The organism is Cupriavidus sp. SIMBA_020 (assembly GCF_046535395.1).
Lineage (GTDB): Bacteria > Pseudomonadota > Gammaproteobacteria > Burkholderiales > Burkholderiaceae > Cupriavidus > Cupriavidus campinensis.
Map to the genome: position 1 here is coordinate 526,595 of NZ_JAWRWU010000001.1, position 19,222 is coordinate 545,816.

A 19,222-nucleotide genomic window follows, 5' to 3' on the forward strand; every position below is an offset into this window, starting at 1 on the left:
ACCGATAGTTTAAATCAACTATCTGAAATCTGCTCAGGACTGCGCGAGGCTGAACACCGAGTTCACCACGCGCGGGCGCGCCGGCTTTTCCTGCTTCTCGGCCTTGCTGCGCGTCACCGGCACGGGCTGCGCGGCGTCTTCGCGCATGTCGTGCAGCACCGCCGGCTGGCGGGCGCGCTGCTGGTCCACGAGGTTCTTCAGGGAGACGGAGTCGAGGTACTCGACCATCTTCTGGTTCAGGGTGGCCCACAGCTCGTGGGTCATGCAGCGCCCGGAACCGTCATCTCCGTTACAATTGCCCTTCCCGCCGCACTGCGTGGCGTCCAGCGGCTCGTCCACGGCGATGATGATGTCCGCCACGGTGACGTCCTCGGCCTTGCGGGCGAGGCTGTAGCCGCCGCCCGGACCGCGCACGCTTTCCACGATCTCATGCCGGCGCAGCTTGCCAAACAGCTGCTCCAGGTAGGACAGGGAGATTTTCTGGCGCTGGCTGATGCCGGCGAGCGTGACGGGCCCCTGATCCTGGCGCATGGCCAAGTCGATCATGGCGGTTACCGCAAAACGGCCTTTGGTGGTCAGTCTCATGATGCTCGGGGAAAGGGAAATACTTGATCGTTTCGCTCAAGTATAAATTTATCCGACCAAAACAGTCAAGTACCCCTGCTGCATTGCACGGTATCCGGCACGGCGCTTTTCAGGCGGCATCGCCGGGCGCATGTGACGACACCGGCACCACGCGCGGCGGAATCAGCAGGGACATCGGGTGACGCACGATGCGCCGGCGCACCGCTGCGCTGAGTTCGCGCCGATCCACGCGCGGCAGGTTGCGTGACCGCATCGCCATGTTGAAGGCCAGGGCAAAGCTGACTGACACGTTCAACACGCCCATCAACGCGATACCTGCCACGGCCAGCCAGAGCGACGGCATGCGCAGGGCATCCATGCCGAGCACGCCGATGGCCGTGCCCACGGAACCGGTGGAAAGCGTCACATGGCGCACTTCCATATGCGGACCGAAAAAGCTGAGAATCTCCGGCCCGAGCCCGAGCAGGAATCCCAGCGACACATTGCCCGCGATGCCGGACAGGTTGCGTTTCCAGAAATCCGCCAGCTTCATCGCCCCGCCCTGCCCCAGCACGTAGCGCAGCCGGCGGTTGTAGGCCATCACGTCGTGCACGCGGTGCAGCGCGAACCAGTTGTCCGCCCAGCCGGCGATCAGGCTCGACAGCCACAGCAGCACGCCAGTGAACGCGGCGTAGAGCGGCGTGGGGCCGAGAATCGAGAACGATTCGATCGTGGCGATGGCTTTGGCCGGCGTGATCAGGTTGGCGCCAAGCAGCTTGCTGGCCAGCCACTGCACCAGCAGCGCCACCGGGAACACCACGGCCAGGTTGCCGAAAATCGCCGCCGCGTTCGAGCGGATCATCGCGATGGTGTCGTCGACGAATGCCTCGCGCCCCTCCGGCCGCCCCGCGCCATCGAGCCGGTGGGCCAGCGCCGGGCCGGTCATCGCCGGCTGCTTGGTAGCCAGCGTGAAATGCGCGAAATGGATCGCCAGGAAGCTGCCGGCGTAGTTCAGCGAGGCCAGCAGGCCCTCCACGAACTTGTCCAGGTGCAGGCCGTAGATCAGGAACTTCAGGTAGACCGTGACCACCGTAACCAGCCCGCCGCCGGCCGCCGCCCGCAGCAGCTCACCGTACTCCTTGCGGTCCCGCGTGATGTAGTGCTCGCCGGTCTCGGCGGAGCGCTCCACCACCTTGCGCGCCAACTGCGCGAACGATGAGCCGGCCAGGTGGGCGATGCTGCGCCGCGCCTGCGTGGAGCGGATCAGCTCGGCCATCAGGTGCGCGTGGCGGCTGTGGCGGCCCGGGTCCACCCAGGCGTTGAGCAGCAGGTCGATCCGCGCCAGGCGGACCTTCATGCGTTCGATCTGGAACACCACCTCGACGGAGACGCCGTTCTCCTCGAGATCGTCATAGACGTGCTGTGCGGCGGCCAGACAGCCATCGAGCAACGCGCGGAAATAGTTGAGCCGATGCCCAAACACCTCGTTGTCATGCGCCAGCCCCTCCTCGCACAGCGCCGCGATGGCCGCGTCGAGCCGGAAAAATGGCGTGTCCTGCACGCGCCCGGGCAGGCGTGAGCGGATCGACTGGCTCAGGCCGGTGGCGCGCACCTGGCTGGCGAGCACCTGGATGCTTGCGGCCAGCGTGGCCTCAAGCATGATGCGATCGTCTTCGGCACCAGCCTGCAGCGCTGACGCGATGCGCTCGATCAAATCGTCGTCGAGCCCATCGACCCAATCGGCATCGCTCTCGTCGGCAAAGACCAGCGCGAACAGGCCGGCCATGTCGTTGCGGTTGGGCGGCGGGGGCAGGAAGCGCGCCTGGAGCCGATCGACCATCTCGCCCCAGAAGCCGGGGTGGGAGGCCACGCCGGTATCGCAGAACAGCGAGGTGGGATCGTTGTCGCGGACGATCGAGCGGATGGTGCGCGCGAAGCGGTCCGCCCAGTCCGGGTGCCGCGCCAGCACCTGGAGCAGATAGCGCAGCCGTACGTGGGCGGGATAGCTGCGCGCCGGGGCGTTGGCCTGATCGGGGCCAGTATCAGGATCGACGGCCAGGCGGCCGTCGCGCCGGAGCCAGTAGCCCAGCTCGACGAGCCAGGCGTTGCGGTCCGCGAGCAAGGCGTCGGGGTTGGCCGAGGCCAGGATGGCGTCGAGCTGCAAGCTCGCATTACGTGACTCGCGCCACTTGCGCCATTTGCGGAACAGGGAAAAAACCATGGATGTCTCTGGAGGGCCGGCAAGGTTGCCGGCCTGGGGCTGCGGGGCTTGGCGGGGGGTCTCAGCGCGTGCGCGCCAACTGTTCGCGCAGCATGGCCACCACACCGTCGCAGGCGTCTTCGACGTAGTCGAGCACGGTTTCGAAGCCATCGCCCTCGCCGTAGTAGGGGTCGGGCACTTCCTCGGCGTGGTGCCGGGTGGCAAAGCTCATCAGGAGCCGGAGCTTGTCCGGGCTGACTTCGGGATGGAGCGCGCGCAGCGTGGAGATATTGGCGTGATCCATCGCCAGCACGAGGTCAAAGCGCTGGAAGTCCGCCACCCCCACCTTGCGCGCCCGCAGCGCGGACAGGTCATACCCCCGCTGCAACGCGTAGCGCTGGCTGCGCGCATCGGGCGGGCGCCCGAGGTGATAGTCGTGGGTGCCCGCGGAGTCGAGTTCGACCCGCTCCGCGAGACCCGCGGCAAGCAACTTGGCGCGCAGCACGCCCTCCGCCGTCGGTGAACGGCAGATGTTTCCCATGCAGCACATCAGGATGGCAAATGTTTTCATCGGCACGATTTTACTTGGCCGATGGCGCCGGCACTACGCCAGTTGCACCGCCAACTCCCGCCCTCTCTCCCAACCGGCTGCCTCGGCGTCTTCCGGCGTCTTGAAGTGGGCGGTCGGCGGCGCGGTTTCCACCAGCGTGCCGGCGGCGCGGATATTGGTGCCCGGACGGCAGACGCGCACCGTGTACTCCCACTCGATCGGCGAACGGGGTTTCACCAGCACCTGGATCTCGTGCGTATCGAAAACCCTCTTCTTCCATTCACTGCTATAGGCCATGTCTTGTCTCCTGTGCTGCCGGCGACCCTTGGCCCGGGTCAGTTCACCTCGCCGGCATCGATTGTGCGCATGGCGGCCGCCTCGGCCAGTGCCAGGGCCGCCTCCGGGGTGGCTGCCGCGCCGGTCTCCGACTCGAAAGTCGGCCCGCTGGGCTCGCCGAACGCGTCGGCGATCGTCACCACCCCCGAAAACCCGCCTCCCGCATGCGGTACTGCCCGCGCCACCACCGCGTAACCACCGTATTCGAACTGTGTCACCATGGCGCGCTCCTCGTCGTTGACCGGCTCCGTCCGGCGTGGATGCCCCCGGACACCCTAGACACTATAGGATGTGATCGCCGCCCGCCCCGAACACCTGGGCCCGCAGCTTGGCCAACTGGTCGCGCACCTGGGCGGCCTTCTCGAATTCGAGATTCTTCGCATGGTCGAGCATCTGCTTCTCCAGCCGCTTGATCTCCTTCGCGACCTGCTTCTCGCTCATGTCCTCGTATTTCGCGCGCTCGGCGGCGGCGCTCAGCTCCGCGCGGACCTCGTTCGGGTCGTACACCCCGTCGATGATGTCCTTGATCCGCTTGACCACGCCGCGCGGCGTGATGCCATGGGCCTCGTTATGGGCAATCTGCTTGATGCGGCGCCGTTCGGTCTCGTCGATCGCGCGTTTCATCGAGTCCGTCATGCGGTCCGCATAGAGGATGGCGGTGCCATTGACGTTCCGGGCGGCGCGGCCGATGGTCTGGATCAGCGAGCGCTCGGCGCGCAGGAAGCCCTCCTTGTCCGCATCGAGGATGGCCACCAGCGACACCTCGGGAATATCGAGGCCCTCGCGCAGCAGGTTGATCCCCACCAGCACATCGAAGGTGCCGAGGCGCAGGTCGCGGATGATCTCCACGCGTTCCACGGTGTCGATGTCCGAGTGCAGATAACGCACCTTGACGCCGTTCTCGGACAGGAATTCGGTCAGCTGCTCGGCCATCCGCTTGGTCAGCGTGGTCACCAGCACGCGGTCGCCGGCCTGCACGCGGATGTTGATCTCGGATAGCAGATCGTCCACCTGGGTCGTGGCCGGGCGCACCATGATGATCGGGTCGACCAGGCCGGTCGGCCGCACCACCTGCTCCACCACCTGCCCCGCGTGGTCCTTCTCGAATTGCGCCGGCGTGGCCGAGACGAACATCACCTGGCGCATCTTGCGTTCGAATTCGTCGAACTTCAGCGGCCGGTTGTCCAGCGCGGACGGCATCCGGAAACCGTATTCCACCAGCGTGGTCTTGCGCGCGCGGTCGCCGTTGTACATGCCGTTGAGCTGGCCGATCAGCACGTGGGACTCGTCGAGGAACATCAGCGCGTCCGGCGGCAGGTAATCCACCAGCGTCGGCGGCGGCTCGCCCGGTTTGGCGCCGGAGAGGTGCCGCGAATAGTTCTCGATGCCCTTGCAGAAGCCCAGCTCCGAGAGCATTTCCAGGTCGAAGCGCGTGCGCTGCTCCAGCCGCTGCGCCTCCACGAGACGATTCTCCTTGTAGAAGAAATCGAGCCGCTCGCGCAACTCCACCTTGATGTCCTCGATCGCGCGCAGCACGGTCTCGCGCGGCGTGACGTAGTGGCTCGACGGGTAGACCGTGAAACGCGGAATCTTCTGACGCACGCGCCCGGTCAGGGGGTCGAAGTACTGGAGCGAATCGACCTCGTCGTCGAACAGTTCCACGCGCACGGCCATCTCGGCGTGCTCGGCGGGAAAAATGTCGAGCGTGTCGCCGCGCACGCGGAAGGTGCCGCGCTGGAAATCGGTCTCGTTGCGCGTGTACTGCATGGCGATCAGCCGCGCGATGATGTCGCGCTGGCTCAGCTTGTCGCCGGTGCGCAACGTCAGAATCATCTTATGGTATTCGCTCGGATTGCCGATCCCGTAGATCGCGGAGACGGTCGCCACGATAATCGTGTCGCGCCGCTCGAGCAGGCTCTTGGTGGCCGACAGCCGCATCTGCTCGATATGCTCGTTGATCGACGAGTCCTTCTCGATGAACAGGTCGCGCTGCGGCACGTAGGCCTCAGGCTGGTAGTAGTCGTAGTAGCTGACGAAGTACTCGACGGCGTTGCGCGGGAAAAACTCGCGGAACTCCGAGTACAACTGGGCCGCAAGTGTCTTGTTCGGCGCAAAGACGATGGCCGGCCGCCCCATGCGTGCGATGACGTTGGCCATGGTGAAGGTCTTGCCGGACCCGGTCACGCCCAGCAGGGTCTGGAACGACAGGCCGTCCTCGACGCCCTCCACAAGCTGGCGGATGGCCTCGGGCTGGTCCCCGGCGGGCGGGAACGGCTGGTAGAGCTGGAACGGCGACCCCGGAAAGGTGACGAATTTGTCTTCGTCCAGGACCGGGGCGACTTCGGCGAGATTCGTCATAGGGTAGGGAAAAACCTGAGGAAAAACTGGCGGATACGCTAGAATCTTGGGGTTGCGCGGACCCGCTTCAAGCATTGTGGCATCACGCTACTGTCAGTTCCTGTCAGTAGGAGTAGGGCCCTCGACGCGATCCGCCAGCGCAGCCCGAAGCATTCTACGCCCTCCGTTTTGTTACACAGCTGACCACGAGAATCCAAATGAGTTTGTTTTCTGCCGTCGAGATGGCCCCGCGCGACCCGATCCTGGGCCTGAATGAAGCCTTCAATGCCGACACCCGCTCCACCAAGGTGAACCTGGGCGTTGGCGTGTACTTCACCGACGAAGGGAAAATTCCCCTCCTGCGCGCCGTGCAGGAGGCCGAAAAGGCTCGCCTGGCCAGCGCCACGCCGCGCGGCTACCTGCCGATCGAAGGCATCGCCGCCTACGACCAGGCCGTGCAGACCCTGCTGTTCGGCAAGGAATCGGCCCTGATCACGGAAGGCCGCGTTGTGACGGCCCAGGCACTTGGCGGCACCGGTGCCCTGAAGATCGGCGCCGACTTCCTGAAGCGCCTGTACCCGGATGCCAAGGTCGCCATCAGCGACCCGAGCTGGGAAAACCACCGCGCGCTGTTCGAATCGGCCGGCTTCCCGGTCGTGAACTACGCCTATTACGATGCCGCCAGCCACGGCCTGAACTTCGCCGGCATGGTGGAATCGCTGAAGTCCTACGCGCCCAACACCATCGTCGTGCTGCACGCGTGCTGCCACAACCCGACCGGCGTGGACCTGTCGGAAGCCCAGTGGAAGCAGGTGGTGGAACTGGTCAAGGAACGCAACCTGATCCCGTTCCTGGACATGGCCTACCAGGGCTTTGCCGATGGCATCGACCCGGACGGCGCCGCCGTGCGCCTGTTCGCCGATTCCGGCCTGCCGTTCTTCGTCTCCAGCTCGTTCTCGAAGAGCTTCTCGCTGTATGGCGAGCGCGTGGGCGCGCTGTCGATCGTCACCACGAGCAAGGAAGAAGCCCAGCGCGTGATGTCGCAGGTCAAGCGCGTGATCCGCACCAACTACTCCAACCCGCCCACGCACGGCGGCACGGTGGTGGCCACGGTGCTGAACAGCCCCGAGCTGCGTGCCATGTGGGAGCAGGAACTCGGCGAAATGCGCGACCGCATCAAGCTGATGCGCCATGCGCTCGTGGACAAGCTGGCCGCCAAGGGCGTGCCGGGTGACTTCTCGTTCGTGAAGGCCCAGCGCGGCATGTTCTCGTACTCGGGCCTGACCACCGAACAGGTGGACCGCCTGCGCAACGACCACGGTATCTACGCCGTGGGTACGGGCCGGATCTGCGTGGCTGCGCTGAACAGCCGCAACATCGACGCGGTGGTCAACGCCATCGCCGCAGTGTACTAAGCATCACAGAACGACAGCTTCGGCGCATTGCACCAAAAAGCAACACGCCGATTGCACCCGTTCTGACGCAGTGCCACAAGAAAGGCGACGGGGAGGCCACTCCCGGTCGCCTTTTTGTGTCTGTACGTGTCTGTCACCACGAATTCAAGCCAATGTCCTATTGTCTTCACCGCTTGTCGGCGTACTTTGGAAGCGTATGCTGCAAAGCACGACCGTTCGATTGCGGGCATAATCCATCGGGCACAAACGCCCGACAGAAAGGCAACAGGTACCGGCATGCTTTACCAACTGCACGAATTCCAGCGCTCCATGCTGAACCCGCTGACCGCCTGGGCTCAGGCGACGGCCAAGACCTTCACCAACCCGCTCAGTCCGCTTTCCCTGGTGCCGGGCGCACCCCGCCTCGCGGCCGGCTACGAACTGCTCTACCGGCTCGGCAAGGAATACGAGAAACCCGCCTTTGACATCAAGTCGGTGCGCTCCAACGGCCGGGACATCCCCATCGTCGAGCAAACCGTGTTCGAGAAGCCGTTCTGCAAGCTGGTGCGCTTCAAGCGCTACGCGGACGACCCCGAGACCATCAAGCTGCTCAAGGACGAGCCCGTGGTGCTGGTCTGCGCCCCGCTCTCCGGCCACCACGCCACGCTGCTGCGCGACACCGTGCGCACGTTGCTGCAAGACCACAAGGTCTACGTGACCGACTGGGTCGATGCGCGCATGGTCCCGTCCGACGTCGGCCCGTTCCATCTGTCTGACTACATTTATTACATTCAGGAATTCATCCGCCACATCGGCGCGGATAACCTGCATGTGATCTCGGTCTGCCAGCCCACGGTGCCAGTGCTCGCCGCGATCTCGCTGATGGCCTCCAACAAGGAAACCACCCCGCGCACGATGACGATGATGGGCGGCCCGATCGACGCCCGCAAGAGCCCCACGGCGGTCAATTCGCTGGCGACCAACAAGTCGTACGAGTGGTTCGAGAACAACGTCATCTACACCGTGCCGGCGAACTATCCGGGCCACGGCCGCCGCGTCTACCCGGGCTTCCTGCAGCACGCCGGCTTCGTGGCGATGAACCCGGACCGCCACCTGTCCTCGCACTATGACTATTACCTGAGCCTGGTCGAGGGCGATGCGGACGACGCCGAGGCGCACGTGCGCTTCTACGACGAGTACAACGCCGTGCTCGACATGGCCGCCGAGTATTACCTCGACACCATCAAGGAAGTGTTCCAGGAGTTCCGGCTGGCGAACGGCACCTGGGAGATCGACGGCGCGCTGGTGCGTCCGCAGGACATCAAGACCACGGCCCTGCTGACCATCGAAGGCGAACTGGACGATATCTCCGGCGCCGGCCAGACCGCGGCCGCGCACGACCTGTGTACGGGCATTCCCAAGGCCAAGCGGCATCACATCACCGCGCCGAAGGCCGGCCACTACGGGATTTTCTCGGGCCGCCGCTGGCGCGAGAATATTTATCCGGAACTGCGCGATTTCATCCGTAAATCCCGCTGAAGCCAGTCGGACGCCGAATGCAAAAATGCCCGCGATGATCTCGCGGGCATTTTTGTTTTCCCGGGTGGGATAGCCGCTCAGCGCTTCTGCAGGAAGGCCAGCAGCATGTCCGTATGCAGCTCGGCAAAGCGCGCGTGCTCGTCTTCCGAGGCCACGTCGCGGCCAATCACCGCGCTGATGGTGTAGCGGTTGGAGAGCACGTAGTAGCCCAGCGCCGAAATGGTCAGGTAGAACTGGGGCACGTCCACGTTGTCGCGGAACAGGCCCTGCTGCTGGCCGCGCCGGATGATGTCCGCCAGCACGTTGACCACCGGATTGATCAACTGATGCAGCTGGGCGGACTTCTTCAGGTGGCGCGCCTCGTGCAGGTTCTCGCTGTTGACCAGGCGGATGAACTCGGGGTGCTGGTAATACCAGTCCCAGACAAAGCGCGCCAGCGTGCGAACGGCCGCGACCGGGTCTTCGTCGGTCACATGCAGTTGCTCCTCGGCGGCGCGGAACTCGGCGTACTGCTTTTCGAGCACGGCCAGGAACAGGCCTTCCTTGCTGCCGTAGTAGTAATAGAGCATCCGCTCGTTGGTCTCGGCCCGGCGGGCGATCTGGTCGACGCGCGCGCCGGCCAGCCCGCCCTTTGCGAATTCTTCGGTGGCGGCGGCCAGGATGCGCCGGCGCGTGCCTTCGGGATCCCGCTTGGTTTTTGGCTCGTTTGACATGGGTTCCGGAGTCGGTCGGTTGCGCGGGATTATATGGCACGGCCGAGCACATATTGCTCGTGTCTCGTGCAAAGATCCGCCACATATCGCCCAAACGGGTGAGGCGACGGCGTGGCGCGCCAATCATCGCCGGTTCTGCCGTTTCGGGAAATCGGGGATAATCCTTGCCGCGCACACGCCCGCAGAGGCGTGCAGAAGCGTTAGCCGTCCCTCACATCGTTCCTCGCAGTCGTGACCATCACCCTCACCGCCGCCGCCACCCTGGCGGACCGCCTAGAAGCCCTGCTGCCGCAAACCCAATGCACCAAATGTGGGTTCGACGGCTGCCGCCCGTACGCCGAGGCCATGGCCCGGGGCGAGGCGGCGCCCAACCGCTGCCCGCCGGGCGGCACCGAGGGCATCGTGCGGCTGTCCGCCCTGCTCGGCGTGGCGCCGCGTGCGCTGGACCCCGAGCACGGCGTGGAGCAGTCGCGGGCCGTGGCGCGTATCGACGAATCGCGCTGCATTGGCTGCACGCTCTGCATACAGGCCTGCCCGGTCGATGCCATCGCCGGCGCAGCCAAGCAGATGCACACCGTGCTGCCCGACTGGTGCACCGGCTGTGATCTCTGCGTGGCACCTTGCCCGGTGGACTGCATCGACATGATTCCGGTAACGGGCGAAAAGACGGGCTGGGCCGCGTGGTCCCCCGCGCAGGCCGACGCCGCCCACACGCGCTACCTGGCGCGCCGCGCCCGGCTGGTGCGCGAGCGCGAGGAGAACGACGCACGCCTGGCCGCCAAGGCCGCGGCCAAGCTGGAGGCGCTGCAGGCGGAACCCGTGATGTCCGATGCCGAGCGCGCCGCCCAGGAACGCAAGAAGGCGATCATCCAGGCCGCGATCGAGCGCGCGCGCCAGAAACAGGCGGCCGCCACGCCGCGCAATACCGAGAATGTGTCGCCGGCCGTGCAGGCCCAGATCGACGCCGCCGAGGCCCGCCGCGCCAAGGCCGGCCTGACGCAGGCGCCTCCCGACAACAACAAGAAGCCTCCCGACGCATGAACGCCGCCAAGACCCGCGCCATCTTCGAAACGCTGCGAGACGTCAATCCAACCCCGGCCACGGAACTCGAATACAGCTCCCCCTTCGAGCTGCTGATTGCCGTGCTGCTCTCCGCGCAGGCCACAGACGTGGGCGTGAACAAGGCCACGCGCCTGCTGTTCCCGGTGGCCCACTCGCCCCAGCAGATGCTGGCGCTCGGCGAGGCGGGGCTGATCGATTACATCAAGACCATCGGCCTCTACAAGACCAAGGCCAAGCATGTGATCGAGACCTGCCGGATTCTGGTGGAGCGGCATGACGGGCGCGTGCCGCCAGACCGCGAGGCGCTGGAGGCCCTGCCCGGGGTGGGCCGCAAGACGGCCAACGTGGTGCTCAACACCGCGTTCGGCCAGCCGACCATTGCCGTGGATACGCACATCTTCCGCGTCTCCAACCGCACGGGGCTGGCGCCGGGCAAGAACGTGGATATCGTCGAGCAGAAGCTGCTCAAGGTGGTGCCGAAGGAATTCCTGCACGACGCGCACCACTGGCTGATCCTGCACGGGCGCTACGTCTGCAAGGCGCGCAAGCCCGAATGCTGGCATTGCGCCATCGAGCCGCTGTGCGAGTTCCGCGAGAAAACGCCGGCACCAAGCGCCTAGCCCCGGCGCCGAAGGTATAAGCCCCGGCGCCGGCGGGGATCAGACGATCCGGCAGGCTTCGTCGAACGACAGGCGCGGGCCGCGCGGATGCAGTTGGGCGGCCTCGCCATAGCCCAGGTTCACCAGGAAGTTCACCGACCACTTGCCATCGGGGAAGAACGCCGCGTTGACCTTGGCGGCATCGAAACCGCCCATCGGGCCGCAGTCCAGACCTAGTGCGCGGGCGGCCAGGATGAAGTAGCCGCCTTGCAGCGAGCTGTTCATCAGCGCATCGCGCGCGATCTTTTCGGTGTTGCCGGCGTACCACGAGCGGGCGTCGGCATGCGGGAACAGCTTCGGCAGCTGGTCGTGGAAGTTGTTGTCGAAGGCGATGATCGCGGTGACCGGCGCCGAGCGGGTCTTCTCGACATTGCCGGCGGACACGCATTCCACCAGCCGCGCCTTCTCGGCGGCCGACTTCACGAACACGATGCGGGCCGGGCTGCTGTTGGCGGCGGTCGGGCCGAACTTCATCGCCTCATAGATCTGCTGCAGCAGGGCGTCGTCCACGTGCTTGTCCTGCCACACGTTGTGCGTGCGGGCATCGGTGAACAATTGTGCGAGAGCTGCCTGATCGATGGATTTCATTGCGCGCCTTCCCATTTTCCGGATGAAAGAAAGCGCGATTGTACCGATGGGTGCGCGGAAAACCCAACAACGGCTTTCACGATGTCCCTCAAATCCTTTCGTCGACGGCGGCGCCTGACTAGGCGCTTGACTAGGTGTCCGACCGGGCGTCCACCTGCGGCGTGCCGCTGGCGCGGCGCGTGAGCCACAGTACGCCGGCCAGGATCAGCCCGCCGCCGATGGCCTGCGTGGCGCCGATGTGCTCTCCCAGCAACATCGCCGCCAGCAGCACCGTCACCACCGGCTCCAGCGTGGACAGCATCGACGCCCTGGAAGCCCCCAGCCGCTGCAAGCCCGCGAAGAAGGTCAGGATGGCCAGCACCGTGGAGACCAGCGCGATGGCGATCAAGGCGAGCCAGCCGCCCGCGTCGCCCGGAAACTGCGGCGGCACGCCGGCGCCGGTGCGCAGGATGCCCACCGTCACATAGACCAGCGCTGCCGCCGTACAGATGACCGTGGTGGTGGCGATGGCGTTGACGCCAGCCGTTACGCGCGCGCCCACCACGATATAGATCGAGTAGATCACCGCCGCCGCCACGCCCAGCGCGATGCCGAGCGGGCTGCCCTCCCCCCCGCCCACCGTCAGGCCGGCGCCGACCGAGCACAGCACCAGCGCGATTACCGCCGCGTTGGTCAGCCGCTCCTTGAGAAAGATCGCAGCAAGGATGGTCACGAACAGCGGATAGAGATAGAGCAGCAGCGCCACGAGGCTGGCCTGCGCGTAGTTCAGCGCGGTGAAGAAGCAATAGGACTGGCTGACGTAGCCGATGCCGCCCATCGCCGCCAGCGCCAGCACGCGCCGCCACGGCGGCAGGCGGATGCCGCGCGTGCGCATGACCACGGCCATCGCAATGGCGGCGAGCACGAAGCGCACCGCCAGCAGGCCATAGACATCCGCGCCGGCGGCATAGGCGTAGCGCGCGAAGATCGCCATGGCCCCAAAGGCGCTGGCGGACAGCGCAATCATCAGCACGCCGGCGAGCGTGTGGCGGGCCTGGCCGAGGGTGGCGGAAGCGGTCATGGGTGGCGCAAGGAGCAGGAAGCGGGAACCGGGAAGCCCGCATTCTACTTGCGCGCGGCGGGCGGCCGGCAGCGTTCGGGGGCCTCGTTTACAATACCGACCATCATGTTCAATCCCTCAAGAGAAGAAGTCCGCCGGTTCTTCTGCGAAGCGTGGCAGAAGCGGGTGGCGGGCAATGTCCTCACCCCGCTCGAAGTGATGGCCGTCGACTGGATCGACGAGCATCCCGAATACCAGCCGCTGCTGACCGATACCGAAGGCGCGCTGACGCGCGACTACACGCCCGAGGGCGGCCAGACCAATCCGTTCCTGCATCTGGCGATGCACCTGTCGATCTCCGAACAGGTGTCGATCGACCAGCCGCCCGGCATCCGTACGGCGTATGAGGCACTTTCGCGCCGACTCGATTCGCCGCACGAGGCCCAGCACCAGATCATGGAATGCCTCGGTGAAATGCTCTGGAACGCACAGCGCACCGGCATGCCGCCGGATGGCCAGGCCTACGTGGACAACATCCGCCGCCGCGCCGCCGGCTAACCGGCCTTATCCAGCACTTTTCACACCAACAATTCGTCACAAGATGCCCGCGAGCCACGTGTTAGGCTGTCGGGCATTCCAAACTCTGACGTGTCCGCGGACCCTGCTCCGACGTGACGCGCACGCATCCATGTCTCTCTCCGTGCCTCGCCGCGCCGGCTTCGGCAGCGCGGCGCTTATTTCGTTCGCCCTGTTGGGTCCGGTTTCCGCGCACGCCGCCGTATCGCTGCTGCAACCGCCGCGCGTCATCGACGGGACGCGGCCCTTCACGCTCACGCTGCTGGTCAGCGCCGACCAGTCGATGCGACGCTACGCAGTGCCCGAAACGCTCCAGGTGAGCGCCACCGGCGACCTCGCCGCGCCCGTGCGGATCGACATGAAGCGCACCGGCGGCGGCCCGTCCGTGCTGAACCTGCGCCACGGCGACATCCGCACCATCACCTATACCGCCGACTGGCCGGACGGCATGCGCGGCCAGGTGCGGCTCGACGTGGCCGGCATCGACGCCGCGCCGGTGGTCGTCACGCTGAACCGCGCGCCGCTGCCGGGCGAAGTCCCCGCCGCGCCGGCCGTGGCGGCCGTGGCCCCGGGCGCTGCCTCGACGGAGCACAAGGACCTGGCCGCCGCCCCCGGCACCTCCCAGCATGAGGGAGCCACGCCAGCCGCCACGGTACCCGTCACGCCGATCGTCACGGCCGCCAACGGCGGCACGCCGGGGCCCTCGCCGGCCGACCTGCGCGACGGCCAGCGCCTCTCGTTCAACGAGCCGATGTACCTGATGTTCGGCGCGCACAACGGCGCCAACGCCAAGTTCCAGATCAGCTTCAAGTACCGCATTTTCGAGGGCGAGAACCCGAGCTCGAAGCGCGTGCTGGACAACCTGTACTTCGCCTACACGCAGTTCTCGCTATGGGACCTGAACGACGAGTCCCGGCCGTTCCGCGACACCAACTACCGGCCCAGCCTCTATTACTACCTGTCCGATACGGGCGTGAAGAACCGTGTGATCAGCCGGCTCTCGCTGGCCACCGGTTTCGAGCACGAGTCGAACGGGCGCGATGGCGACCAGTCGCGCAGCGTCAACACGCTGTTCCTGAAGCCGACGATATATTTCGGCGACCAGACCGACTGGCACTGGCGCGTGGCGCCCAAGGTCTACGGCTACGTCGGCAAGAGCGACAACGAGGACATTGCACACTATCGCGGCTACATGGACCTGCTGGTGGCCTACGGCCGGCCCGATTCGTGGGAATTTGCCGCCACGCTGCGCAAGGGCACGCGCAAGGGCTATGGCAGCGTGGATGCGCAGCTCACCTACCCGCTCGCGCGGCTACTGCCGGGCACGGCCGGCTATCTGATGGCTGGCTACTTCTACGGCTACGGCGAGAGCCTGCTCGACTACAACCAGAAGACGCCGTGGCAGTTCCGCATCGGCTACGCGCTGTCGCGCTGATCAGCCGGCCAGCGGCTTGCCCTCGGCCTTGAGCCGCGCGTTGCCGACGGCGGCCGCAAACTGGCCGTGGCCGTGCCAGCCCGTGGCGCGGCCCAGCTTCTTGCCCCGCTGGAAGAACATGAACACCGGAATGCCGTGCAGGCCGAAACGCTTGCCCAGCTCGGGGTGTTCGTAGACGTTGGCGTGCAGCCAGCGCAGGTTCAACGCGCGGATCGGGTCCGGGTTGGCGAGCATCGCCTTCTTGGCCATCTCGCAGTTGAAGCAGTCCACGCCCCAGAAGAACACGCAGACCAGGTCGTCACCGGCAGCGGCGATGGCCGCGTCGATGGTACTCCCATCGACCGCCTGCATGGCGAAGGCGTCGAAGGCGCGGTGATCGAGATGAGGGGATTGAGCGTCGTCTGACATCGTGGGGTTCCTGGAAACAACAACGCCCGGGCGTTGCGGCACCGGGCGTTGGGTCATGCTTCGGGGGTCAGGCTTTGCGCGGCTTAGCGCGGCGCCGAGACCGTCACCAGTGCCGGGCGCAGCACGCGCTCGGCAATCATGTAGCCACGCTGGAGCACGTTCACCACGGTGTTGGGTTCCTGCTCGGACGGCACCATCGAGATCGCCTGGTGACGATGCGGGTCGAACTTCTCGCCCACCGGGTTCAGCTCGACAATCTTGCCGCGCTCGAAGGCAGCGGCCAGCTGGCGGGCGGTCAGCTCCACGCCTTCGCGCAGCTTCTTGAGATCGCCGGTGTTGTCGGCCAGCGCAGCCTGGAGGCTGTCCATCACCGGCACGAGGTTGTTGGCGAAGTTCTCGATCGCGAACTTGTGTGCCTTGCTGACCTCTTCCTGCGACCGGCGGCGGATGTTCTCGCCCTCTGCCGTGGCGCGCAGGAACAGCTCGTAGTTTTCCTTGGCCTTGGCCTCCAGGTCGGCCACCTGCTGCGTCAGGCGGGCCACATCATCGCCGGCCGGGGCGTCCGTGCCAGGCTGCTGGGCGCGCAGGGCATCGTCTGCCGCCTGCGGCGCGCTCGAAGCTGGGGATGGCGTCTGGGTCTGATTCTGTTCTTCCATGTCGATCCGTATCAAATCTAAAACTCGGCCCGCCTGGCGCAGGCCGTCGGGTGGGTCGGGATGCCAAACCGGCAAGTCTAGCCGCAGTTGGCGCCGGTCCCCGCTTTTTCAAGTGTGAAGGGGGCGAGACGCCGAAATACGCGGTTACAAAGCCGTGATTCATGCAATCTGGTGTTCATTGCTTTGCTGCAACGCAATGACTAAGATCTATCAATGAAAAATGACAAAAATAACGGGAGCACGCTGGTGGATTATTTTGGTGCATCCTTCGGAAGGTTCGTCATGCACAAGCTTCCTGTCGTAACGGTGTGCCTGCTCGCCGCGCTGTCGGTGATGACACTTTTCATCTGCGCCTCCGGCGCATTCACGCCGCGTGAGACCGAGTATGGCAGTGGCAAGGCGGTGTTCAAGCACTATATCGTTCCGTACTTCCCGTACAACCGCTGAATCCATCCCTAGCTTCTGAAACCGTCGATCCGGCGCCGGTCGCGCTTGGTCGGGCGGCCCTGCAGCTGCGCCGTCGGCTCGGGCTGCATGCGCCGCCGTTCCGCCTCTTCCTGGCGCCGGGCCTGGCTTTCCGGGGTTTCGGCATACAGCGTCTGCGCCACGGGCGCCGACCCGCGCGAGGCGGCCACGCCCTTCACCTCGATCTCCCAACGCTGCTGGTGCGCGTCGATCCTCACGGCGTCGCCGGGCTTCACTTCCCGTGAATTCTTGACCGGCTGGCCGTTGACCTCCACCCGGCCCCGCTCCACGGCCTCCGCCGCCAGCGAGCGCGTCTTGAAGAAGCGCGCGCACCATAGCCATTTGTCGATGCGTTGCCGGGCATCCGCCTCGAAGTCCACGTCCATCGTCTAACTCCTTGATTCCTTACGCCGCAGCGCCCCGGGTCTGCGCCCGCGAGCGCCGCGCTTCCAGCTCGTGCGGATGTGGCTGGCGCAGCGGCCAACCCTGCAGATGCTGCAGCGCGATCTCGGCCAGCCCGGCAATCCAGTAGTCCGCATCATTCAGGCAGGGAATGAACTGGAATTCCTGTCCGCCCGCCACGCGGAATTCGGACTGCCCTTCCATGGCGATTTCCTCGAGCGTCTCGATGCAATCGGCCGGGAAGCCGGGGCAGAACACATCCACGCGATGCGTGCCGACCTTGCCCAGCTCGGTCAGCGTCGGCGCGGTATAGGGCTGGAGCCATTCGGCCTTGCCGAAACGAGACTGAAAAGTCACTTGATACTGGCCCGGCTGCAGGCCCAGCGCCTCGCCCAGCATCCGTCCGGTCTTCAGGCATTCGCAGTGGTAGGGGTCGCCCAGATCCAGCAGCCGGCGCGGCAGGCCATGGAAGGACAGGATCAGCTTGTCGCCCCGGGCGAAGTCCGGCATGCCGTGCTGCGCCCAGAAGCCGCTCACCTGCTGCTGCAGGGCGGAAATATAGGCGGGATGGTCGTGAAAGTGCTTGATTAGTCGCAATTCCGGCTGATTCCGCCAGCCGGCCAGCACGCGGAAGACCTCGTCGAACGCCGTGGCCGTAGTCGTGCCTGAGAACTGCGGATAAAGTGGCAACAACAGCACTTGCTCCGTACCCTGCCGGCGTAGGGCCTCCATGACCGAGGCAATCGACGGATTGCCGTAGCGCATGGCGCAGGCCACGGTCACATCGTGGCCGAGCCGGTGCATGTGCTGCTGGAGCGCGTGGGCCTGCCGCTCGGTGTGCACCAGCAGCGGCGAGCCGGTCATGTGCGCCTCGCGCAGCCAGATCGATTCGTACTTCATGGCCGATGCGCGCGAGCGGAACGGCAGGATCAGCCCGTGCAGGATCGGCAGCCAGGCCAGACGCGGGATCTCGACCACGCGCGGATCGGACAAAAACGCCTTCAGGTATCGCCCCACTGCCTTGGGCGTGGGCGCATCCGGCGTGCCGAGGTTGATAAGCAGGATGGCCGTGCGGGGCGCCTGGCCGTGCTGGTAAGCCGGTTCTGCCGAGAACGTCATAGGGTTTCCGGAAATGGCGGGCGCCACGCGCGCGTTGTCACGTGGCGTGCCCGCGCGCAGCAATCAATTCTGGGAGAGCGCGCTCGAGAGCAGCCGCGCGGTGATGTCGACGATCGGGATCACCCGTTCGTAGGCCATCCGCGTCGGGCCGATCACGCCGAGCGTGCCGACGATCTGTCCATCGACACCATAGGGCGCGGTGATGACGGCCATGTCTTCGAGCGGCACGAGCTGGCTTTCGCCCCCGATGAAGATCTGTACGCCCTGCGCGTGGCTCGAGACATCGAGCAACTGCAGCAGGTTGGTCTTGTGTTCGAAGACATCGAACAGCCGGCGCAGCTTGTCCATGCTGGACGACAGGTCTTCCACCTCGAGCAGCTTGCGCTCGCCGGAGATGAACACCTGGTCGTCGTCCTCGGCCATGGCGCTGCTGCCGGCCTCCACGGCGGCCTGCATCAGCGCTGACATGTCGCGGCGGAGATCCTGCAATTCCACCCGCAAATGGCTGCGCACGGCATCGAAACTCATGCCGGCGTAGTGGGAATTGAAGAAATTGGCCGCCTCGATCAGCTGGGCGGGGGTGTACGGCAGTTCAGTCTGGATGATGCGGTTCTGGACGTCGCCCTCGGGGCTGACGATGATCAGCAGGATGCGCTTCTCCGACAGGCGCATGAACTCCACCTGGCGGAACGACTGGCCCCGGCGCGGCGTCATGATCACGCCGGCAAAGCGCGAGAGGTTAGACAGCGTGTGCGCGGCGGCGGTAATCATCCGCTGCGGCCCCAGCTGCTGCCCGGCCAGCTGGCCCTGGATCTGGCCGGTCAGCGCGGCCAGTTCGGCCGTCATCTCCACCGTGCCGCCCTCCAGCGGGCGCGCCGTAAGCATCGAATCGACGAACAGCCGGTACCCGCGCGGCGTGGGAATCCGGCCGGCCGACGTGTGCGGGCTGGCGATGAACCCCATTTCCTCGAGGTCGGACATCACATTGCGGATGGTCGCCGGCGAGAGATCGAGACCCGAGTACTTGGACAGGGTGCGCGAGCCCACGGGCTGGCCTTCGGCGATGTAGCGCTCGATCAGGGTCTTGAGAAGCGTTTTCGAACGTTCGTCCATAGTGCCCCGATTTTAAACAACTTTCCCCGGTTCGGGCGGGCTTCGCACCGGTGCGTGCCCACCTACT

At 65.7% G+C, this 19,222-nt stretch carries 21 protein-coding genes; 7 read left to right on the forward strand and 14 right to left on the reverse strand.

Features of this window, described 5'->3' with window-relative positions; translation table 11 throughout:
• Positions 1–33: 33 nt before the first annotated feature.
• The 6 genes from iscR to uvrB form a co-directional block, all read right to left on the reverse strand.
• Positions 34–585, reverse strand: a complete 552-nt coding sequence (gene iscR / locus SB751_RS02450) for a Fe-S cluster assembly transcriptional regulator IscR (RefSeq protein ID WP_144196102.1) — start codon at positions 583–585, stop codon at positions 34–36.
• Between the two features lie 109 nt (positions 586–694).
• Entirely contained in the window at positions 695–2,785 is a 2,091-nt protein-coding gene (locus SB751_RS02455) for a site-specific recombinase (protein WP_410747760.1), read from the reverse strand.
• Positions 2,786–2,846: 61 nt separating this feature from the next.
• A complete protein-coding gene (locus SB751_RS02460; RefSeq protein ID WP_144196104.1) occupies positions 2,847–3,335 on the reverse strand; it encodes a low molecular weight protein-tyrosine-phosphatase in 489 nt (162 codons plus the stop codon).
• Positions 3,336–3,368: 33 nt separating this feature from the next.
• Positions 3,369–3,611 carry a hypothetical protein gene (locus SB751_RS02465; RefSeq protein ID WP_410747761.1) on the reverse strand — a complete coding sequence of 81 codons (243 nt, stop codon included), beginning with the start codon at positions 3,609–3,611 and terminating at the stop codon, positions 3,369–3,371.
• 38 nt (positions 3,612–3,649) lie between these two features.
• The gene (locus SB751_RS02470) at positions 3,650–3,871 is read right to left on the reverse strand and encodes a hypothetical protein (protein ID WP_144196108.1); all 222 of its coding nucleotides are present in this window, start codon (positions 3,869–3,871) and stop codon (positions 3,650–3,652) included.
• Between the two features lie 61 nt (positions 3,872–3,932).
• A complete protein-coding gene (gene uvrB, locus SB751_RS02475; RefSeq protein ID WP_144196110.1) occupies positions 3,933–6,008 on the reverse strand; it encodes an excinuclease ABC subunit UvrB in 2,076 nt (691 codons plus the stop codon).
• A 197-nt stretch (positions 6,009–6,205) separates the two neighbouring features.
• Between uvrB and SB751_RS02480 the strand changes: the two genes are divergently transcribed.
• Both SB751_RS02480 and SB751_RS02485 read left to right on the forward strand, forming a co-directional pair.
• The gene (locus SB751_RS02480; RefSeq protein ID WP_410747762.1) at positions 6,206–7,402 is read left to right on the forward strand and encodes an amino acid aminotransferase; all 1,197 of its coding nucleotides are present in this window, start codon (positions 6,206–6,208) and stop codon (positions 7,400–7,402) included.
• 276 nt (positions 7,403–7,678) lie between these two features.
• Positions 7,679–8,920, forward strand: coding sequence for a polyhydroxyalkanoate depolymerase (locus tag SB751_RS02485; protein WP_211943936.1), 1,242 nt, complete (start codon positions 7,679–7,681; stop codon positions 8,918–8,920).
• Between the two features lie 77 nt (positions 8,921–8,997).
• Here SB751_RS02485 and SB751_RS02490 read toward each other — a convergent pair whose 3' ends face one another.
• Positions 8,998–9,633: a TetR family transcriptional regulator gene (locus tag SB751_RS02490; protein WP_144196116.1), complete on the reverse strand. Its 636-nt coding sequence runs from the start codon at positions 9,631–9,633 to the stop codon at positions 8,998–9,000.
• Between the two features lie 231 nt (positions 9,634–9,864).
• Here SB751_RS02490 and rsxB point away from each other — a divergent pair, with 231 nt between their 5' ends.
• Positions 9,865–10,674: an electron transport complex subunit RsxB gene (gene rsxB, locus SB751_RS02495; RefSeq protein ID WP_144196118.1), complete on the forward strand. Its 810-nt coding sequence runs from the start codon at positions 9,865–9,867 to the stop codon at positions 10,672–10,674.
• On the forward strand, positions 10,671–11,315 hold the full coding sequence (nth, locus tag SB751_RS02500; protein ID WP_211943937.1) for an endonuclease III: 645 nt from the start codon (positions 10,671–10,673) through the stop codon (positions 11,313–11,315). Before rsxB ends, nth begins: the two co-directional genes overlap by 4 nt.
• Positions 11,316–11,354: 39 nt before the next feature.
• Here nth and SB751_RS02505 read toward each other — a convergent pair whose 3' ends face one another.
• Both SB751_RS02505 and SB751_RS02510 read right to left on the reverse strand, forming a co-directional pair.
• A complete protein-coding gene (locus SB751_RS02505; protein WP_144196122.1) occupies positions 11,355–11,942 on the reverse strand; it encodes a malonic semialdehyde reductase in 588 nt (195 codons plus the stop codon).
• 130 nt (positions 11,943–12,072) lie between these two features.
• Complete coding sequence (locus tag SB751_RS02510; RefSeq protein WP_144196124.1) at positions 12,073–13,002, reverse strand: DMT family transporter; 930 nt, start codon at positions 13,000–13,002, stop codon at positions 12,073–12,075.
• 105 nt (positions 13,003–13,107) lie between these two features.
• Between SB751_RS02510 and SB751_RS02515 the strand changes: the two genes are divergently transcribed.
• Positions 13,108–13,539, forward strand: coding sequence for a DUF1841 family protein (locus SB751_RS02515; RefSeq protein ID WP_144196126.1), 432 nt, complete (start codon positions 13,108–13,110; stop codon positions 13,537–13,539).
• Between the two features lie 130 nt (positions 13,540–13,669).
• On the forward strand, positions 13,670–14,992 hold the full coding sequence (locus SB751_RS02520) for a phospholipase A (RefSeq protein WP_144196128.1): 1,323 nt from the start codon (positions 13,670–13,672) through the stop codon (positions 14,990–14,992).
• On the opposite strand, the gene SB751_RS02525 is transcribed toward SB751_RS02520, so the two are convergent.
• On the reverse strand, positions 14,993–15,400 hold the full coding sequence (locus SB751_RS02525) for a thioredoxin family protein (RefSeq protein ID WP_144196130.1): 408 nt from the start codon (positions 15,398–15,400) through the stop codon (positions 14,993–14,995).
• Between the two features lie 83 nt (positions 15,401–15,483).
• On the reverse strand, positions 15,484–16,056 hold the full coding sequence (gene grpE / locus SB751_RS02530; protein WP_410747763.1) for a nucleotide exchange factor GrpE: 573 nt from the start codon (positions 16,054–16,056) through the stop codon (positions 15,484–15,486).
• Positions 16,057–16,269: 213 nt separating this feature from the next.
• Between grpE and SB751_RS02535 the strand changes: the two genes are divergently transcribed.
• The gene (locus SB751_RS02535; RefSeq protein ID WP_144196134.1) at positions 16,270–16,503 is read left to right on the forward strand and encodes a hypothetical protein; all 234 of its coding nucleotides are present in this window, start codon (positions 16,270–16,272) and stop codon (positions 16,501–16,503) included.
• A gap of 8 nt (positions 16,504–16,511) precedes the next feature.
• On the opposite strand, the gene SB751_RS02540 is transcribed toward SB751_RS02535, so the two are convergent.
• The 3 genes from SB751_RS02540 to hrcA form a co-directional block, all read right to left on the reverse strand.
• Entirely contained in the window at positions 16,512–16,907 is a 396-nt protein-coding gene (locus SB751_RS02540) for an RNA-binding S4 domain-containing protein (protein ID WP_144196135.1), read from the reverse strand.
• A 19-nt stretch (positions 16,908–16,926) separates the two neighbouring features.
• Positions 16,927–18,042 (reverse strand): ferrochelatase, encoded by a 1,116-nt coding sequence (gene hemH / locus SB751_RS02545; RefSeq protein WP_144196137.1) that lies wholly within the window; start codon positions 18,040–18,042, stop codon positions 16,927–16,929.
• Between the two features lie 63 nt (positions 18,043–18,105).
• Positions 18,106–19,155, reverse strand: coding sequence for a heat-inducible transcriptional repressor HrcA (gene hrcA, locus SB751_RS02550; protein WP_144196139.1), 1,050 nt, complete (start codon positions 19,153–19,155; stop codon positions 18,106–18,108).
• Between the last annotated feature and the right edge of the window lie 67 nt (positions 19,156–19,222).

Excerpts from the sequence above, each read along its gene's own strand:
- iscR (WP_144196102.1), bottom strand. The coding sequence starts at position 585 with ATGAGACTGACCACCAAAGGCCGTTTTGCGGTAACCGCCATGATCGAC.
- SB751_RS02455 (WP_410747760.1), bottom strand. The coding sequence starts at position 2,785 with ATGGTTTTTTCCCTGTTCCGCAAATGGCGCAAGTGGCGCGAGTCACGT.
- SB751_RS02460 (WP_144196104.1), bottom strand. The coding sequence starts at position 3,335 with ATGAAAACATTTGCCATCCTGATGTGCTGCATGGGAAACATCTGCCGT.
- SB751_RS02465 (WP_410747761.1), bottom strand. The coding sequence starts at position 3,611 with ATGGCCTATAGCAGTGAATGGAAGAAGAGGGTTTTCGATACGCACGAG.
- SB751_RS02470 (WP_144196108.1), bottom strand. The coding sequence starts at position 3,871 with ATGGTGACACAGTTCGAATACGGTGGTTACGCGGTGGTGGCGCGGGCA.
- uvrB (WP_144196110.1), bottom strand. The coding sequence starts at position 6,008 with ATGACGAATCTCGCCGAAGTCGCCCCGGTCCTGGACGAAGACAAATTC.
- SB751_RS02480 (WP_410747762.1), top strand. The coding sequence starts at position 6,206 with ATGAGTTTGTTTTCTGCCGTCGAGATGGCCCCGCGCGACCCGATCCTG.
- SB751_RS02485 (WP_211943936.1), top strand. The coding sequence starts at position 7,679 with ATGCTTTACCAACTGCACGAATTCCAGCGCTCCATGCTGAACCCGCTG.
- SB751_RS02490 (WP_144196116.1), bottom strand. The coding sequence starts at position 9,633 with ATGTCAAACGAGCCAAAAACCAAGCGGGATCCCGAAGGCACGCGCCGG.
- nth (WP_211943937.1), top strand. The coding sequence starts at position 10,671 with ATGAACGCCGCCAAGACCCGCGCCATCTTCGAAACGCTGCGAGACGTC.
- SB751_RS02505 (WP_144196122.1), bottom strand. The coding sequence starts at position 11,942 with ATGAAATCCATCGATCAGGCAGCTCTCGCACAATTGTTCACCGATGCC.
- SB751_RS02510 (WP_144196124.1), bottom strand. The coding sequence starts at position 13,002 with ATGACCGCTTCCGCCACCCTCGGCCAGGCCCGCCACACGCTCGCCGGC.
- SB751_RS02515 (WP_144196126.1), top strand. The coding sequence starts at position 13,108 with ATGTTCAATCCCTCAAGAGAAGAAGTCCGCCGGTTCTTCTGCGAAGCG.
- SB751_RS02520 (WP_144196128.1), top strand. The coding sequence starts at position 13,670 with ATGTCTCTCTCCGTGCCTCGCCGCGCCGGCTTCGGCAGCGCGGCGCTT.
- SB751_RS02525 (WP_144196130.1), bottom strand. The coding sequence starts at position 15,400 with ATGTCAGACGACGCTCAATCCCCTCATCTCGATCACCGCGCCTTCGAC.
- grpE (WP_410747763.1), bottom strand. The coding sequence starts at position 16,056 with ATGGAAGAACAGAATCAGACCCAGACGCCATCCCCAGCTTCGAGCGCG.
- SB751_RS02535 (WP_144196134.1), top strand. The coding sequence starts at position 16,270 with ATGAAAAATGACAAAAATAACGGGAGCACGCTGGTGGATTATTTTGGT.
- SB751_RS02540 (WP_144196135.1), bottom strand. The coding sequence starts at position 16,907 with ATGGACGTGGACTTCGAGGCGGATGCCCGGCAACGCATCGACAAATGG.
- hemH (WP_144196137.1), bottom strand. The coding sequence starts at position 18,042 with ATGACGTTCTCGGCAGAACCGGCTTACCAGCACGGCCAGGCGCCCCGC.
- hrcA (WP_144196139.1), bottom strand. The coding sequence starts at position 19,155 with ATGGACGAACGTTCGAAAACGCTTCTCAAGACCCTGATCGAGCGCTAC.